This is a genomic window from Streptomyces sp. NBC_00102 (genome assembly GCF_026343115.1).
Classification (GTDB): domain Bacteria; phylum Actinomycetota; class Actinomycetes; order Streptomycetales; family Streptomycetaceae; genus Streptomyces.
In genome coordinates this window covers 517086-532665 of sequence record NZ_JAPEMC010000002.1, presented here as the reverse complement: position 1 = coordinate 532665, position 15580 = coordinate 517086, and the positions used below count along the sequence as shown (strand labels likewise).

13 protein-coding genes and 1 tRNA gene are annotated in these 15580 nt (G+C 73.1%); 5 read left to right on the top strand and 9 right to left on the bottom strand.

What is annotated here, in order from left to right:
• The first annotated feature begins 71 nt into the window (after window positions 1-71).
• Together OHA55_RS29815 and OHA55_RS29810 are read left to right on the top strand one after the other, a co-directional pair.
• Window positions 72-383, top strand: a complete 312-nt coding sequence (locus tag OHA55_RS29815) for a hypothetical protein (protein WP_266712148.1) — start codon at window positions 72-74, stop codon at window positions 381-383.
• Window positions 384-467: 84 nt separating this feature from the next.
• Window positions 468-803 (top strand): hypothetical protein, encoded by a 336-nt coding sequence (locus OHA55_RS29810; protein WP_266712146.1) that lies wholly within the window; start codon window positions 468-470, stop codon window positions 801-803.
• 70 nt (window positions 804-873) lie between these two features.
• Here the strand turns inward: OHA55_RS29810 and OHA55_RS29805 are convergent, their stop codons facing one another.
• From OHA55_RS29805 to OHA55_RS29795, 3 genes are read right to left on the bottom strand one after another with little or no spacing between them, the layout of a single operon-like run.
• A complete protein-coding gene (locus OHA55_RS29805; RefSeq protein WP_266712144.1) occupies window positions 874-5466 on the bottom strand; it encodes an FtsK/SpoIIIE domain-containing protein in 4593 nt (1530 codons plus the stop codon).
• A gap of 20 nt (window positions 5467-5486) precedes the next feature.
• Window positions 5487-7028 (bottom strand): hypothetical protein, encoded by a 1542-nt coding sequence (locus OHA55_RS29800; RefSeq protein WP_266712142.1) that lies wholly within the window; start codon window positions 7026-7028, stop codon window positions 5487-5489.
• Window positions 7025-7540, bottom strand: coding sequence for a sigma-70 family RNA polymerase sigma factor (locus tag OHA55_RS29795; RefSeq protein WP_266712140.1), 516 nt, complete (start codon window positions 7538-7540; stop codon window positions 7025-7027). The genes OHA55_RS29800 and OHA55_RS29795 overlap by 4 nt, the downstream gene beginning before the upstream one ends.
• A gap of 279 nt (window positions 7541-7819) precedes the next feature.
• On the opposite strand from OHA55_RS29795, the gene OHA55_RS29790 reads away from it, so the two are divergent.
• Entirely contained in the window at window positions 7820-8791 is a 972-nt protein-coding gene (locus OHA55_RS29790) for a hypothetical protein (RefSeq protein ID WP_266712138.1), read from the top strand.
• A 267-nt stretch (window positions 8792-9058) separates the two neighbouring features.
• Here OHA55_RS29790 and OHA55_RS29785 read toward each other — a convergent pair.
• Window positions 9059-9132, bottom strand: a tRNA-Pro gene (locus OHA55_RS29785).
• 124 nt (window positions 9133-9256) lie between these two features.
• Between OHA55_RS29785 and OHA55_RS29780 the strand changes: the two genes are divergently transcribed.
• Both OHA55_RS29780 and OHA55_RS29775 read left to right on the top strand, forming a co-directional pair.
• Window positions 9257-9964 (top strand): transketolase, encoded by a 708-nt coding sequence (locus tag OHA55_RS29780; RefSeq protein ID WP_266712136.1) that lies wholly within the window; start codon window positions 9257-9259, stop codon window positions 9962-9964.
• A gap of 85 nt (window positions 9965-10049) precedes the next feature.
• Window positions 10050-10946, top strand: coding sequence for a transketolase family protein (locus OHA55_RS29775; protein ID WP_266712134.1), 897 nt, complete (start codon window positions 10050-10052; stop codon window positions 10944-10946).
• Window positions 10947-10988: 42 nt separating this feature from the next.
• On the opposite strand, the gene OHA55_RS29770 is transcribed toward OHA55_RS29775, so the two are convergent.
• The 5 genes from OHA55_RS29770 to OHA55_RS29750 are packed head-to-tail and all read right to left on the bottom strand — an operon-like array spanning window position 10989 to window position 15296.
• Window positions 10989-11558, bottom strand: coding sequence for a GAF domain-containing protein (locus OHA55_RS29770; protein ID WP_266712132.1), 570 nt, complete (start codon window positions 11556-11558; stop codon window positions 10989-10991).
• Window positions 11555-12184 (bottom strand): ATP/GTP-binding protein, encoded by a 630-nt coding sequence (locus OHA55_RS29765; protein WP_266712130.1) that lies wholly within the window; start codon window positions 12182-12184, stop codon window positions 11555-11557. The genes OHA55_RS29770 and OHA55_RS29765 overlap by 4 nt, the downstream gene beginning before the upstream one ends.
• The gene (locus tag OHA55_RS29760) at window positions 12162-12530 is read right to left on the bottom strand and encodes a DUF742 domain-containing protein (protein WP_266712494.1); all 369 of its coding nucleotides are present in this window, start codon (window positions 12528-12530) and stop codon (window positions 12162-12164) included. Before OHA55_RS29760 ends, OHA55_RS29765 begins: the two co-directional genes overlap by 23 nt.
• Before the next feature lie 2 nt (window positions 12531-12532).
• A complete protein-coding gene (locus tag OHA55_RS29755) occupies window positions 12533-12967 on the bottom strand; it encodes a roadblock/LC7 domain-containing protein (protein ID WP_266712128.1) in 435 nt (144 codons plus the stop codon).
• Between the two features lie 7 nt (window positions 12968-12974).
• The gene (locus OHA55_RS29750; protein WP_266712126.1) at window positions 12975-15296 is read right to left on the bottom strand and encodes a sensor histidine kinase KdpD; all 2322 of its coding nucleotides are present in this window, start codon (window positions 15294-15296) and stop codon (window positions 12975-12977) included.
• Between the last annotated feature and the right edge of the window lie 284 nt (window positions 15297-15580).

Below are 15580 nucleotides of genomic sequence, written 5' to 3'. Positions count from 1 at the left end.
CACCGCGGTTCTGCCCGCGGATTCGCCCGCAGCACCTATCGAAGCTCCGACCGACAGAGGGAGAACCACTCGTGGTAGCCAACATCCGCCTTTCCTACTCCGAGATCGACCGGGTTGCCGGGATGCTCAACACCAGCGTCGACGTCACCCTGGTGCCCCGGATGACGGAGGCCAAGAAGGAGGTGGACAGTCTGCTGTCCACCTTCCTCGTCCTGGAGAAGAGCAGCCCCGCCCTCCAGCAGCAGTACGAGAAGTTCAACACCGCCCTGACGCAGGCGACGGAGTCCATCAAGGGCTACGCCAAGCAGTTCCAGGCGATCAAGGAGTCGGTCCAGGGCATGGACGCCGACCTGGCCGAGAAGGTCAACAGCAGCGGCAACTGACCGGCCCTGGGCCGTGTCTGAATGGTCGGACACGGCCTGGCGCCCCGTACGACGCAGGGACACTCAACAGAAGGGGCTGTCAGGATGCCTGTCGGCAATGACGACGTCGTATTCGACTACGACGAGATCTTCAGCGGTTGTACCACCATGGGCAACAAGCTCACGGACATATCGAACGAGCTGACCTCGCTGGAGGGCACCGTCAGCGGTCTGCTCCAGAACGGCCTGGTCTTCGAGAAGGCGAGCCCCGTCATGCGGGACGCCTACAACGAGTTCAGCAAGCAGATGAAGACCTCCGCGGCCAACATCGCCTCGTACGCGGACAACTTCAAGAAGATCGCCGAGTCGATGGGGCAGTCCGACTCGCAGATCGTCGAGGAGATCAAGAAGGCGCAGGCCGAGGCCGCCGCGCAGAAGTGACGGTCCCCGGGTGAGCCGTACGTCGAAGGGCCGGGCCAGGCGGCCCGGCCCTTCGACGCCGACGCGGTCTTCAGGCGTCCAGGACCGTCAGCGGCACCTGCACGGCGATGGCGCTGCCGTTCTCGCCCGCCGTCCAGCCGCGTCCCGCCCCCAGCTGCGTACGGATCTGGTCGCCGGAGATGCGGGATCCGATGAGGTCGCCCTCGCCGGGGCTCTTGGGGCCGAGGAGCAGCCCGCGCCGGGCCCGGCGGGCCGTACCCACCCAGCCCAGCGAGTGCATCGACTCCGGCAGGCCGGCCAGCAGCAGGCCCTGCATGTGGTCCCGCCCGGACGTGGCCACCTGCCGCAGAGTGCGGTCGGCGTCCGCCGCCAGCAGCAGGTCCGCGTCGTCGACGACCACGACCACCGGCTGTCCCGCGACGGCGTTCAGGGCCTCGGTGAGCGCCTCGTTGGAGGGGTCCGGCTCGCGGAACACGTGGGCGAGGTCGTGCGCGGCGAGCCGGCGCAGCTGTGACTCGCGCGGGGTGATCACGATCAGCCGGGTGCCGCCGAGCAGCAGGGAGACGGACATCGCGGCGAGCGCGGTGCTGCGGCCGGTCCGGGGCGGTCCCGCGACGACGAAGGAGCCGCCGCCCTCCTGGAAGTCGTAGCCGATCGGGCCGACCGCGTCGCCGCCGACGCCCATCAGCGCCCAGAGCGGGCGCAGTTGGGCCTTGGGGACCTGGTCGACTGCCTCCTGGAAGCCGATCAGGGTGGGCATCTCGCCGATCTTGAACGGCCGCTTCTGCGAGGGCACCTCGCTCTCCCGCGCCCAGGCCTGCTTGCCGATGGCGCGCAGCGCGTCACCCTGGTCGGGCCTCTCCGGCGAGACGGTCGGCAGCAGCGCGATCTGCGCCTCGACCCCGCCCGGGGCGTGCCAGCCCCGGCCCGGTGCCACGTGGGAGGGGACCCGGTCCCGGCCCATGCCGACGACGTTGTAGTCGCTGGGGTCGGTCTGCCGGAGCACGAGACGCCTGTCGTTGTGCGCGGCCAGACGGCCCCCGAGCAGGACGCGTTCGGAGGTGGCGATGACGTGGATGCCCGCCGCGACGCCCTCGCGGAGCAACCGCACCACGTCGGCGTAGACCCGGCCGCCGTCGTAGTCGTCGAGGAGCTGGCTCAGCGCGTCCCAGCCGTCGATGAAGAGGACCAGATGGGCGGGGCGTCGGGCCGCGGACAGTTTGGCGCGCAGTTCGTTGATGCCCGCGCAGTCGTGCTGGGACAGCAGGCGCTGACGGATCGTCAACTCCGCGACCAGGCGATTGATCAGCCGTTCCATCCGCTCGGTGTCGTGGCGGGAGACCACGCCCCCGCAGTGCGGCAGTGCCTCCAGCGCCGCGAGGCCGCCGCCGGCCGCGTCGATCGCGTACATGTGCAGGTCGCCGCTGTCGATGCACAGGGCGGTGGATCCGGCGATGGTGCGCAGCACCTGGGTGCGGCCGGAGCGCGGGGCGCCGATGACGTAGAGGTGCCCGAAGGCCGACCACTGGATGGCGCCGAGGCGCCGCTGCTGGAGTGAGGGGATGTCGAGGAGCGCGTACGGGACCGCCGGGAGTTCGCCCTCCGCGGGTTCCGGGGGCGCGGGCAGCTCCTCCAGGGCGATCCGCTCGTCCAGGGGCGGCAGCCAGGGCCTGGGCTGCTGGGTGAAGTCCTCCAACCGCCCGGTGGCCTCGATCAGGGTGTCGACCAGGGCCTTCAGGTCGGTGGGGAGCTCCTCCGGGGCGGGTCCCGGCGTCGCCTCGGGGTCGTCGTCGGAGTGTTCGGGCAGGGCCGGGGGCCGGCCCAGGCGCTGCCAGGTCAGTTCGGAGCTCCGGATCGGCCGGAGTGGACGGTCGGGGACGGCCGCCGGGTCGGGGGCGGCGCCTCCGCGCTCGGCGCCCACGTAGGCCGTCTGGAAGGGCACGGGGGCGGCCGAACCGCGCCGGACCAGGGCCCGGCCGGGATGGCTCGCCGAGATACCGGCGGCGTCCGGGGCGTCGATGATGTCCTGGCTCTCGGAGCGGTCGGTGACCCGCAGGGAGATCCGCAGGTTGGTGTTGGCACGGATCTCGTTGCTCACCGATCCGCCGGGCCGCTGGGTGGCGAGGACCAGGTGCAGGCCCAGCGAACGGCCGCGTTGGGCGAGGCTGATCAAGCCGGGTACGAACTCGGGGAGTTCGCGCACCACGGTGGCGAACTCGTCGATGATGATGAGCAGTCGGGGCAGTGCGGGGAGTCTCGGGTCACGGGACCGCTTGGCCCGGTACTCGGTGTGGTCCTTGGCCTCCACCTCGTTCAGCAGGATCTCCCGGCGCCGCAGCTCGGCGTCGAGCGAGGCCAGGGCCCGGCGGACCAGGTGCCCGTCCAGGTCGGTGATCATGCCGAGGGTGTGCGGCAGCCGGTCGCATTCGCGGAAGGCGCTGCCGCCCTTGTAGTCGACCAGGACGAAGGCGAGTTCGTCGGGCCGGTTGCCGGCCGCCAACGAGGCGATCATGGTCTGGAGCAGCTCGGACTTGCCGGAGCCGGTGGTGCCGCCGATCAGTCCGTGCGGCCCGTCGCGAACCAGGTCGATGGTGAGCGGGCCGTCGTATCCGGAGCCCACGACGAAGGAGCTGGTGGCGGGCCGGCGGGCCCACGCCCGGACGAAGGCGGCCGGGTCCGGCGGCTCGTGGCCGATCAGCGGCAGCAACTGGACGTCCTCCGGCAGTCCGGAGTCGCTGTCGACGGTGACGTCGCGCAGCGGCGCGAGGGCCCGCCCGACCTCCTCGCACCACTGCGCGTCGACCTGGTCGGCCCGGACGTCCTCCACGGCCGGCACGCCGGAGGTACGGACGGTCAGCCGGTTGCCGGTGGTGGTGACGACGGCTGTGCACTCCTCGGGCAGCAGCCGCTCGCGCTCGTCGACGCAGAGGCTGAACACCCGGGCGGCGGGCCCGGCGGTGAGCAGGTGGACCACGCCCGGGACGTCGCGGAGCCTGCGTGCACCGTCCAGGACGACCATGATGTCGGGTTCCCGCTGGAGGGAGCGGCTCAGGGCAGAGGTGTTGTTGTCCGAGCGGTTCTGGATCTCGCCGATCAGCTCGTTCACCCGGTGCGCGGTGCTCTCCGGGTCGTTGCCGAGGCTGACGACGGCGGCGCCGGGGCGGGTGGAGCGCAGGTGCGGCAGCCAGCGCACCCAGTTCCAGGCGTCCGCGTGCTCGCGGTCGGTGAGGACGACGATCCGCAGGTCGCGGGGGCTGTGCAGGACGGCCGCCTGGGCGACGGCCCAGGCGGCCAGGGTGCGCGGAGCGGCGCCGGGACCGCTGATGCCGACGACCCCGTGCTCGGCGAGTTCGATGCCGAAGGGGGCGTCGGCGATCCGCCAGTGCACCTGGCGGTGGTTGGCGTCGCGGGCGCCGTCGTCGATGCGTTTGAGCGAGGGACGGGTCAGGGTGCCGACGCGCAGGGTGAGGTGGTCGGGGTCGCGGCGCCGCCGCTGCCACAGTCCCTTGCCGGGCCCGGAGGCGGTCAGCAGCAGCGAGGCCGGGTCGGGGAAGGTGTCGGCCCGCAGCTTCCGCTCGTCGATGGTCGCCTGCCGCATCTCCAGCTCCGTCCAGGAGCGGCGGACCAGGTAGATCCGGAGGTTCTCCTCGTACTGCTTGCGCCCTGTGCGCCGGCCGGAGACCCAGTTGCCGACGGCCATCAGCGGCGTCAGCAGGATGAAGACGACGAAGTACAGGCTGCGGAAGAGGAACATCATGACCAGGCCCATGATCAGTGGCGAGATCATCATCAGGAACGGGAAGGGCCGCTTGGTGTTGTCGGCGGGCGGGCCCTGCATGGTCATCGACTCGGTGTCCAGGTGCGGGACGATCCGCGGCGGCCGGTTGTACTCGATGCCCACGCCGTCGGCTGCCCGGTTCACGGCCGCGTCCGCCTCGAAGGGCCGGCTCAGGCGCAGCAGGTGGTCGCCGAGGGACAGGTCGGCGTACGCGGGCCATTCGACGGAGCCGTCGTCCGGCACCGGCAGCCTCCCGACGGGCGGCAGCGGCGGCGGGACGGGGTGGCCGTCGGGGCCCGGCGGGGCGGGCTCCGGCGTGTGACCGCCGGGGCCGCCGTCCTGCGGGCCGGCGGGCTCCTCGGCGGTGAGCGGGGTGCCGGTGGTCGGGTCGACCGGCGGGGGCGGGGTGAGACTGCGCAGCCCGCACTCGGCGTCCGCGTCGGAGGCTAGCCGCAGGCTCACCCGCCCGTCGGTGCCCACCGTGATCCAGGTGCCCCGCGCGGGCGCCCCGCCGCCGTCGAGGTACAGGACGCAGCCGCGGTCGGTACCGGCCTCGTGGTCACCGGGGCCGAGCCGCCAGACCCGGCCCGCGCCCGGCCCGCCGACGTGCTGGATCTCGACGAGGGCGGGGTCGGAGGCGGGCGGTCGCCACGCCTCGGACGCCCCGGCCGGGGAGGGCACCGGGACGCCCAGGCCGACCACGGAGCCCTCGCGCAGTCCGCTGCCCCGCACGGGGAGGTCGGGGTGGAGCGGACTGCTCCCGAGATACAGCTCGGCGGATCCCAGCGCCTCGCCGAGGGCGGCGAGGTCGGCGCCCTCGGGGAGGTCCAGCAGGTGGTCCGCACGGTGGCCCCGGGCGTCGACGGTGGAGAGGGTGAGTCTCACGGCACTCCTTGCGGTGGCTTTCAGCGGTGTCGTGGGGACGGGGCGGAGGGCACCCCGGCATCCGGATCGGGCTCCTCGCCCTGCTCCCCGCCCGGTCCGTGGGGTCCGGGACCGCCCGGCCCGCCGGGCCCGTCCGGTCCGCCGGGGTCGCCGACCAGCCCGGACCAGGCTCCCGGGTCAGGGTCGGAGCCGGCCCAGATGACGGGTGGTACCGGGCCGTCGGTGCCGGGCTCCGGCGGGCGCCCCGGCCCGCCGTGTACGGGCGCCGGCGCGGGAGGGTGCGCGCGCTCCGGGTCCTGGCCGGCCGGGATCCCGGGGGCCGGGTGTGTCTCCGGGTCGGCAGTGGCCCGCACCCTCGGCCGCGGGGTGGGCAGCGAGACGCCGGCGGGCACGGGGGTGGGCCCGGCCGACGCCTCGCTGGTCTTCGGTGCCGTGCGCCGCGTCTCCCGGGCGGCGGGGGCCGCGGTCGGCACGCCCTCGTCCGGGTCGGCCTCGCCCAGCCCTGCGGGGACGGCCTCGTCCTCTTCCTCGAAGAGCGGCCGCATCCCGTCCGCCGAGGGGGCGGGCGGATGCACCGGCGGGATCCGCTTCAAGGTGCGGGACACCGCGCGCGGCAGGGCGTGCGACAGCAGCAGCAGCGGCGTGCCGGGGAGCGCGAGCTGCCCGTACCGGTCGGCGTGCAGCCGCCGTACGTATCCGCGTCCGGAGCCGAGGACCAGCACCCGCAGCGCCGGCACCGCCGCCGGGGGCCCCGCCATCTCGGGCGGGAGCGGGTCCGGCAGCTCGCGCGCCGCCAGGAACGGGGGTGTACCCAGCCGGGCCGGAGTCTCCCTGGCCCTGCGGTACGCCTCCCGCACCGGCTCGCCCGGGTACCCGCGCAGCACGCCCTCGGCCACGACCGTCTGCCCGGGCGGCAGCCGCCGCTCCAACTGCGCGGCGAGGGTGGGCAGCAGTGCCGCGCGGGCCCGCTCGTCCCCGTCCAGTGCCAGGGTCGGCGGCCCCGTCGCGAGATCCAGGAAGGCGCACCGGCCGACGGGCGCGTCCTCGGCACCGATGGCGACCACGACCGGCCGGTTCAGCCCCGCCTCCGGCACCACGGCGGGAAGCTCCGACCGCAGGACCGTCCAGCGCGGCGGATGGTCGACTTCGGCCTCCGCGACCCAGGGTTCGGGCGCCGGGGGGACGTGCCGCCCGGCCAGCAGGACGGTGACCGTCCGGTCGTCGACGAGAACCGCGTACGGCACGGCGGGCGCGGCCACGAGCCGCACCGCGGACAAGGCCCGTTCGGCGTCGCGCCAGCTCTCGGGCGAGCGGAGCCGCCGTACCAGGATCCGCAGCACCCGGCGGTAGCGCAGCCAGGCCCGCGCCGGGGAGGCGAACGCCGCACCGGTGAGGGCGGTCTCCCGCGCCACGCGCCGGCCGGCCGCCTTCCAGCCGCCCAGCTTCATGGCGAAGTGCCGGACCAGCAGGAAGAGCAGGAAGGCCACGCACACCACGAGGGTCCACCGGATGATGCCGTCCCGGTGGTCGGAGATCCAGCGGATCGGGTCGACGCCGTTCACGCGGCCAGCTCCCTGCGCAGGGCCCGCAGGGCGTAGTGCGTACGGGACTTGACCGTTCCCGGGGATATCCCTATCTCTCGGGCGGTCTCGTCCCTCGGGCGGTCGCAGAGGTGGACCCGTACGACCACCTCCCGGTGCTCCCGCGACAGCAGGGCCAGCGCCGTGCGCACCACGTGCCGGTCGACCACTTGCTCCGCCAGGTCGCACTCCCCGCTGCGGCTCAGCAGCTGCTGCGGCAACGCGCCCACGGGCACGGCGCGGTCGCGGCGGTGCATGTCGATGGCCAGGTTGCGGGCGACCGTGTACAGCCAGGCGAGCAGCCGCTCGTCGTCGTCGACCGGCACGGCGGCCGGCGGCCGGTTCCAGGCGCGCAGGAGGGTCTCCTGGACGATGTCCTCGGCCCGGTACGGGTCCCCGGTGAGCCGGTTCGCGAACCTCATGAGCAATGCCCGGTGGCGCTCGGCCGTGGCGGGTCGAGAGGACGAATCTGATGTGCCGTGAGCATCTATCACTGTTTCGCTCCACATCGCCCGGGGGCGGAGAATCAAGGGCACGGGGGAATGCCCTCTCATGTTCTATCTGTTCACGGTGACGTTCAGTCAACGTAGATCCCCAGAAGCTTGTTGATGCTCAGTAAAAGCTCAGAACATTGCAGATCTCGAAACCCACGGAGACAAACCCGCGTTAGGGTGGCGCCCCGGGCCGACCCCCGGCCGGCGGACATCCCGACAGCGAGGGACCCGATCCGCTCCTGCCCGCTCCGCGACCGTCGACTGGAGCCAAGCACCCCCATGAACTCGCAGTCCGAGCACTCGAAGCAGCCCCTGGCACCCCGGTCGTCCCCGGACCCGACGGCCCCGGACCAACCGTCCCCGGCCGGGCCGGACTTCGCCGAAGCCTTCCGCCGCCGCCGCGTCCGCGGGCCCCGGGGAATGGCCCCCGGACGCCGCGTCTGGACCACGCTGGGCTGGACGGCCACGGCGGTGGCCGCGCCCCTCGTGCTCACCGCCGCACTGGCGGGCGACGGCGCCGATGATTTCGGTGACAGCCAGGAAGCGGCGGCCGCCCGCGTCCTCCCGCCGCCCCCGACCGTCGTCGTCTCCCCCACCCCGGCGGCCTCGGCTTCGCCCACCCCGAAGGCCTCCCCCACCCCGACGGCCTCCCCCACCCCGGTGGCAGCGCCTCTGCCCGCCGCTCCCGCACAGGCCTACCAGCCCCCGCTCCCCGCCCCGCAGAAGACGGTGCCCGCCACCCCGAAGCCGTCGGCGGCCGCTCCCAAGGCCGCCCCCGCAGCCGTACCGGAGACCGCGGCCCTGATCGTGTCGCGCCTCGCGGCCCGGCAGCCGGGGCGGCACATCTGCTACCGCGCCTACGTAGAGGGCAAGGGCTGGCAGAGCGTGGTGTGCGACGGCGGTACGACCGGCATCACGGGCAAGAAGATCAAGGCCCTCAACATCGCGGTGTCCGGTACGAAGGGCACCGCCGGCAATGCTTTCGTACACAATGACGAGTGGAAGACCCCCTGGAACGGCGTGGCCGACGGGGTCGACAACTACATCGGCAGCACGGCCAAGAACTATCCCTACATGCTCGGCTTCGTCATCAACGTCGGTGACGGCGCGGTCTGCCAGAGCGCCCGGGTGCGCTCCGGCTGGGGCGGCCTCGCCTGTGACAAGCCGATCGGCCAGGCCTCCGGGAACTACATATTCGGCGGCACCCTGAACAACGACTCCTGGCTGGAAGCCGTACGTTTCACGGTGTGAGCGCGGGGCCGCCGGTACGAACACGGCGGCCCGAGTCCTCTTCAGGCGCTCCGGGCCGCCAGTACCACCGCCTCCACCAGGCGCGTGCTCTCGGGCGCCTCGCCACCAGGGAAGGCGTACCGGCGGCGGGTGCAGCCGTACGCGATGCCCAGCTCCGGGTCGGCGAACGCCTGCGAGCCCGACTGGTCCCCGACTGGTCCCCAAAAACGATCGAGGGCCGGATTCGGATGACTCCGAATCCGGCCCTTGATCTGCGACTGTCTCCAGTCGGGACGACAGGATTTGAACCTGCGACCCCTTGACCCCCAGTCAAGTGCGCTACCAAGCTGCGCCACGTCCCGGCACCGTCTGACCTGGACTCTCGCCCTGGCCGAACGTGCAAGAGAACGATACCAAACATGGACGGGTGGTCACGCACACCTTTCTCTTGACCTCAACCTTGGTTGAGGTCGGACGATGATCAGCATGACGCTCTCCACCGGAGCCGAGCTCCGTACGCACGGCTACACCGACCTGAACCGCCTGATGAGCCTGATGACCGGCGACGAGAAGCACGGGCCCGCCGCCACCTCCACCCTGGACGTGCTCTGGGTGCTCTACGACCGGGTGCTCCGGGTCGGCCCCGCGACCGTGGACGATCCGGACCGGGACAGGTTCCTGCTCTCCAAGGGACACGGACCGATGGCCTACTACGCGGTGCTCGCCGCCCACGGCTTCTTCCCGGAGGAGCTGCTCACCGGCTTCGGTACCTTCGACTCGCCGCTGGGCCAGCACCCCGACCGGCTGCTCGTGCCGGGCGCGGAGATCGGCAGCGGCTCGCTGGGGCACGGCCTCCCCCTCGCGGTCGGCACCGCGCTGGGGCTGCGGGCGCAGGGTCGCACCGGTCCCCGGATCTGGGTTCTCGTCGGGGACGCCGAGCTGGACGAAGGCAGCAACCACGAGGCGCTCGCCTTCGCCGGACCCGCCGGTCTGGATCAGTTGCACACCGTGGTGATCGACAACCAGTCGGCGACCTACGGCAGGCCCGGCGGCATCGCGGCGCGCTTCGAGGCCGGCGGCTGGTCGGTGGCGAGCGCGGACGGCGGGGACCACGAGGCCCTCTACGCGGCCTTCACCGTCCCGCACCCCGGCCGGCCGCACGCCGTGGTCGCCCGGACCGCTCCGAAGCGCTGACCGCGCCGCCCCTTCTTCCTTCTCGCCGCGGCGAGACCGCAACCCCCCTCACTCGTCACGAACAGCAACGATCGAAGGACTCTCCGTGGACACCATGCGCGACCGCTTCATCGCCATCACCACCGAACTCCTGGACCGGGATGCGCGCCTCTCCCTCGTACTGGCGGAAATCAGCCGCGACGGCTTCGAGAAGGCCGCGCGGAGCCATCCCGACCGGGTCGTCAACGTCGGTATCCGCGAGCAGCTGCTGATCGGCGCGGGCGCCGGGATGGCCCTGACCGGAATGCGGCCGATCGTCCACACCTTCGCGAGCTTCCTGGTCGAGCGCCCCTTCGAGCAGGTGAAGCTCGACTTCGGGCACCAGGGCGTGGCCGGGGTGCTGGTGAGCTCCGGGGCGTCCTACGACTTCCCCGCCGCAGGCTTCACCCACATGTCGCCCGGTGACGTGGCGCTCATGGACACGCTCGACGGCTGGAGCGTGCGGGTCCCGGGCCACCCGGACGAGGCGGAGGCGCTGCTGCGGCGGGCCGCCGCCGGGGACGACCGGGTCTACCTGCGGTTGTCGCTGCAGTCGAACCGGCGGGCCATGCCGGTGAACGGCTCCGGCTTCCTCACCGTGCGCGAGGGCTCCCGGGGCGTCGTCGTCGCGGTGGGACCGACGCTGGACGACGTGCTGGACGCGACGGAGGGGCTGGATGCGACGGTGCTGTACGCGACCACCGTGCGGCCCTTCGACTCCGCCGGGCTGCGCAGGGCGGTGGGCGCGTCCACCGCCGACGTGGTGCTCGTGGAGCCGTACCTCGCCGGGACCTCCTCGGCGGCCGCCGCGGAGGCGTTGCTCGACCTGCCGCACCGGGTGCTGGGCCTGGGCGTGGGGCGTGCCGAGCTCCGCCGTTACGGACAGCGGGACGAGCACATCGCGGCGCACGGGCTCGACGCCGCGGGGCTCCGGAGCCGCATCTCCGACTTCCTGCGCGGCTGACGGAGCGCGCCTGTAGCCACTGCCCCGCCTTCGTCCGTTCGCTCAGCGGCGGGGCAGCTCCCTGCGGTCGATGTGGCCCATCAGCTCCTGGGCGAGCGCCTTGATGGTCACGAGCCCCGCCCTCCCCCACGGCCGGGGGACCGTGTCGACGGCGCAGACGGTGCCGAGCGCGACGCCCGTCCCGTCGATGAGCGGGGCGCCGAGGTAGGCCCGAATCCCTATGCCGTCCACGACCGGGTTCCCGGCGAAGCGCGGGTAGTCGCAGACGTCGTCCAGCACCAGGGCCTTGCGCCGGACCAGGACATGCGGGCAGTAGCCGTGGTCGCGGGCCATGAAGCGGTCGCTCCGGTTGCTGCGCGCGGCGGCGGATCCGAGGTCGCCGCCCGACTGGTTGCCCGCGGGTGTGTGCAGCCCGGCGAAGAACTGCCGGTTCTCGTCGATGAAGTTGACCATGGAGAAGGGGCTGGCCGTCACCGCGGCGACCCGGTCCGCGAAGTCGTCGAAGTTGTCGAAGGTCGTGTCCGGCCGCTCCCCCAGGCCGAGCCGGCGGAGCCGGGCCGCCCGGGCGGAGCCTCCGTGGTCGACCGGCGTGAGCAGCTGCCTGCCGGTCACGGGTGCGCTCCGTACGTCTGGAGCGGGGCCGGCGCCGGGGCCGGGGTGGCGTTGATGAGGTGCTGGAGGAGCGTCACCAGCGCGCCCGTGCCGGAGCTGGCGATCCTGGCGTCGCAGAGCACGACCGGGACGCCCGGCGGGAGGTCCAGGGCGGACCGGACCTCGTCGGGGGCGTACCGGTAGGCACCGTCGAACTCGTTGACGGCGACGATGAAGCCGATGCCCCTGCGTTCGAAGAAGTCGACGGCGGCGAAGCACTCTTCGAGGCGCCGGGTGTCGGCCAGCACCACCGCGCCGAGGGCGCCCTGCGACAGCTCGTCCCACATGAACCAGAAACGTTCCTGGCCGGGGGTGCCGAAGAGGTAGAGGACGTGCTGGTCGGAGAGGGTGAGCCGGCCGAAGTCCATGGCCACCGTGGTGGCCCGCTTGGACTCGATCCCGTCGAGGTTGTCCGTACCCACGCCGACCTGGGTCAGCAGTTCCTCCGTGCTCAGTGGGGCGATTTCGCTGACGGCGCCCACGAACGTCGTCTTGCCGACCCCGAACCCACCCGCGACCAGGACCTTGAGGGCCACGGGGAAGGGCGCGGGGCGGGCGGTGCTGTCAGAGTTGTCGTCGTAGACCATCGAGCACTGCCTCCAGCAGGGTTCGGTCGGTGGGCATGTCCTGGAAGGCGGGGGCGTGCGCGGTGACGGCCCCGCAGTCCACCAGGTCGGAGACGAGGACCTTGGCGACCGTCGCGGGCAGCCGCAGGTGCGCGGCCACCTCGGCGACGGAGGTGGGGCCCTCGCAGAGCCCGAGCGTCACGGTGTGTTCGTGGCCCAGGTGGGCCTGCGGTTTCCTGCCGGTCGCCATGATCAGCGAGAGCAGGTCGAGTTCGGTCGTCGGCCGGGTCCGGCCGCTGCTGACGGTGTACGGACGGACGAGCCGGCCGGCCTCGGCGTCGAGCAGCGGCCCCTCCTGGGCCCGCACCGTCACAGCCCCGGGGTGAACGGTGTCCCCGCCATGTGCCGTGCCGGGGTGGCCAGATACGGTCGCACGCTCTTGACCAGCATGGTCATCTCGTACCCGAGGACCGCGGCGTCGGCTTCGCGGCCTGCGAGGACCGCGAGACAGGTGCCCGAACCGGCGGTGGAGACGAAGAGCAGGGTCGAGTCGAGTTCGACCACGACCTGCCGCACGTCGCCGTTGTCCCCGAACCTGGCCCCGGCGCTGCGGCCCAGCGAGTAGAGCCCCGCCGCGAGGGCGGCCATGTGGTCCGCGCTGTCGGAGTCCATGCCGTGGACCGACTTCACCAGGCCGTCCGCGGACAGCAGGACGGCACTGCGCGTGTACGGAACACGCTGGACGAGACCGCTCAACAGCCAGTCCAGGTCGGCGACCTGACCGGACGTCATTTCGCTCGGCATGGTGCATCTACTCCTTGTAGGTGTTCTGGTGACGAGGGTCGGGGTTCTCGTGACGGCCGTCGGGGTTCTGGTGACGGAACTCGGGACTGCCCGGGATCCGCCTCTCGGCCGGTGCGGCCGGCGCGCGTACGGGCAGCGGGGTGAGGCGGCGTACCGGGGGCGCGGCCGGACCGCCGTACGGGGCGAACCCCGGCGCTGTGGAACCGGGGTCCACCGCTACGGGTCCCGGCGCGGTGGTCCCCGGCAGGGTGGGGCCCGGCGCCGTGGACCCCGGCAAGGTGGTCCCCAGAGTCGTGGACCCCGGCGCCGTGGACCCCGGTACGACGTGTCCCGGTGCCGCGACACCGGGCGCCTCGCCCGGCCCGGCTCCCGGCGGGAGGCCCTGCCCCGTCCCCTGGGGCGACGGTCCCTGGCCCGATACGGGCGCGGGGGCGTCACCGGCGGCGGCCGGCTGCTCCGCGTCCTGTGCCGACCTGGCTTCCGCCAGGTCGATGCCGCGCCGGAAGGCGGCGACGAGACCCGGGTCGTGCACCGCGTGCTCGTCCGGAACACGGCGCACCGGTGCCTGACGCAGCTGCGGCACCAAGTTCTCCTGGTTGGTGCGGCGGGGCAGTTCGGGGCGCGCCGGGGGCTCGGGCTGCGGCTCGGGGTACGCGGCGTACCCGGCGGGTGCGGGGTGGCTCTCCGTCGGCGCAGACCGCTCCGAGGTGCGCTGCGGCAGCGGCGGGCCCTGGGCCTCGCGGCGGATCTGACGCGGCGGCTGCGGGCTCCCCGCGGCCGGGGCGCCGGGCGCTCCCGTCTCCGCGCCGGGAGGCCGGAGCCGTCCCGCCACGGGCCGGAGCTGGTCCTGCGGTGTGGACGGGAGCTGCTCGTGCGGCGAGCGCCTCGCGTACGGCGAATCCGCGGAGTACGGGGTCCCCGTCCGGTCCGCCGCCGGCGGGAGCTGCTCCTGGGGCGGCCGCCCCGCACGGTCCGGGTCCCCGGGGAGGGCGGGTGCCGGACGGGTACGGGGACCGGAGTCCTGGACCGGCGGCCGGTGCACGGCGCCGGGCGGGGGCACAGGGACGCCCTCGGGCGGGGTGGTGGTGTCACTCTCGGTGCCGAGCAGCACCTGCGGGAGGACGAGTACGGCTTGGGTTCCCCCGTAGATGTTGCTCTCCAGGCGCACCGCGATGCCGTGGCGGCGGGCCAGTGCGGAGACGACGAACAGCCCGATGCGGCCGTCCTGGAGCAGGTGGGCGACGTTGACCTGGTCGGGGTCGGCCAGCAGGGCGTTCATCCTGCTCTGCTCCTGGCCCGGCATGCCGAGCCCGCGGTCCTCCACCTCCAGCGCGAAGCCCGCGGTGACGGGCTGGACGCGCAGCAGGACCTGGGTGTGCGGGGCGGAGAACACCGTGGCGTTCTCGACGAGTTCGGCCACCAGGTGGATCACGTCGGCGACGGCGTGTCCGCGCAGGGTGCCCTCGATCGGCGGGACCAGCTTGACCCGCGGGTACTGCTCCACCTCCGCGATGGCGGAGCGCAGCACCTCGGTGAGAGTGACCGGGTTGGACCACTGCCGGCGGGACACGGCGCCGCCGAGCACCGCGAGGTTCTCGGCGTGGCGGCGGATGCGGGTCGCCAGATGGTCGACGTGGAAAAGGCCCTTGAGGAGGTCGGGGTCCTCCACCTCGTGTTCGAGTTCGTCGAGAATCTGAATCTCGCGATGCACCAAGGACTGAAGGCGGCGCGCGAGGTTGACGAAGACCTCGACCTTCTGTTCGTTGCCCGCGCTGCTGAAGAGCTGGGACGCCTGCCCCACGGCCGCCACGGCGGCCTCCTGCGAGCGTGCGATCTCCTGTCCCAGCAGGTCGAAGGCGTCCGCCTCCGGGGCGGCGGGCTGCGGAGTCCGGCGGGCGGGCAGTTGCTCCCCGGCGCGGAGCTGTTCCAGCGTCCGCTGCAGCTCGGCCTGGCCCCGGGCGTTGGTCCGGCGGAGCGCCTGGGCGCGGTCGAGCAGCCCGGCCGCGACCCGCCGGGCCGCGATGCACGCGGCCACGACGGCCGTCACGGCCAGCGCTCCGGACCCGCCGAGGGCGGCGAGCAGACTGCCGGAGGGACGCACCCCGGAGGCCCGTACGGTGAAGATGACCGCGGCGGCACCGCTCAGCAGGGCGGCCACGGTCGGCAGCAGGGCCGCCCGCACCATCTGACCGCGTATCCGCAGTTCCGACGCCGGCTGCACGGTGCGGGGCTTGGCGGCGGCAGCGGTCTGGGGACGGCCCGCCGGGCGGCCGTGCCGCCCGCTCTCTCGGCGATCCGGTCGCGCTTCTGGTGCGCGAAGTTGAGACATCAGCGTCCTCGGTACGTGGGGCACCCGGAATCGTTCATGCGGTGGCACCAAAGGGGGTCGGTCAGGCTCCGGATCAACCGGACGGGCTCGAAGAACATGAGCCCATCGTTGATCACTGAGCACACACGGTAGTCGCCGACGCGGCGGGTGTGAGCGCCAGTTGTCGAACTTGCCCGCCATCCGTCCCGCTCTGGTATGACGGCCCGCACTGGCGACCGAATTTCAGCGCCTCGCTCGAACCCGGTCGCCGCGACACGGAGCGACGCACGGGGACCGCGCCGCAT

What these genes read in the sequence shown, in the direction of transcription:
- OHA55_RS29755 (WP_266712128.1), bottom strand. Translation starts at nt 12,967, where the DNA reads ATGCCGAGCGAAATGACGTCCGGTCAGGTCGCCGACCTGGACTGGCTG.
- OHA55_RS29810 (WP_266712146.1), top strand. Translation starts at nt 468, where the DNA reads ATGCCTGTCGGCAATGACGACGTCGTATTCGACTACGACGAGATCTTC.
- OHA55_RS29790 (WP_266712138.1), top strand. Translation starts at nt 7,820, where the DNA reads ATGAACTCGCAGTCCGAGCACTCGAAGCAGCCCCTGGCACCCCGGTCG.
- OHA55_RS29780 (WP_266712136.1), top strand. Translation starts at nt 9,257, where the DNA reads ATGACGCTCTCCACCGGAGCCGAGCTCCGTACGCACGGCTACACCGAC.
- OHA55_RS29765 (WP_266712130.1), bottom strand. Translation starts at nt 12,184, where the DNA reads ATGGTCTACGACGACAACTCTGACAGCACCGCCCGCCCCGCGCCCTTC.
- OHA55_RS29750 (WP_266712126.1), bottom strand. Translation starts at nt 15,296, where the DNA reads ATGTCTCAACTTCGCGCACCAGAAGCGCGACCGGATCGCCGAGAGAGC.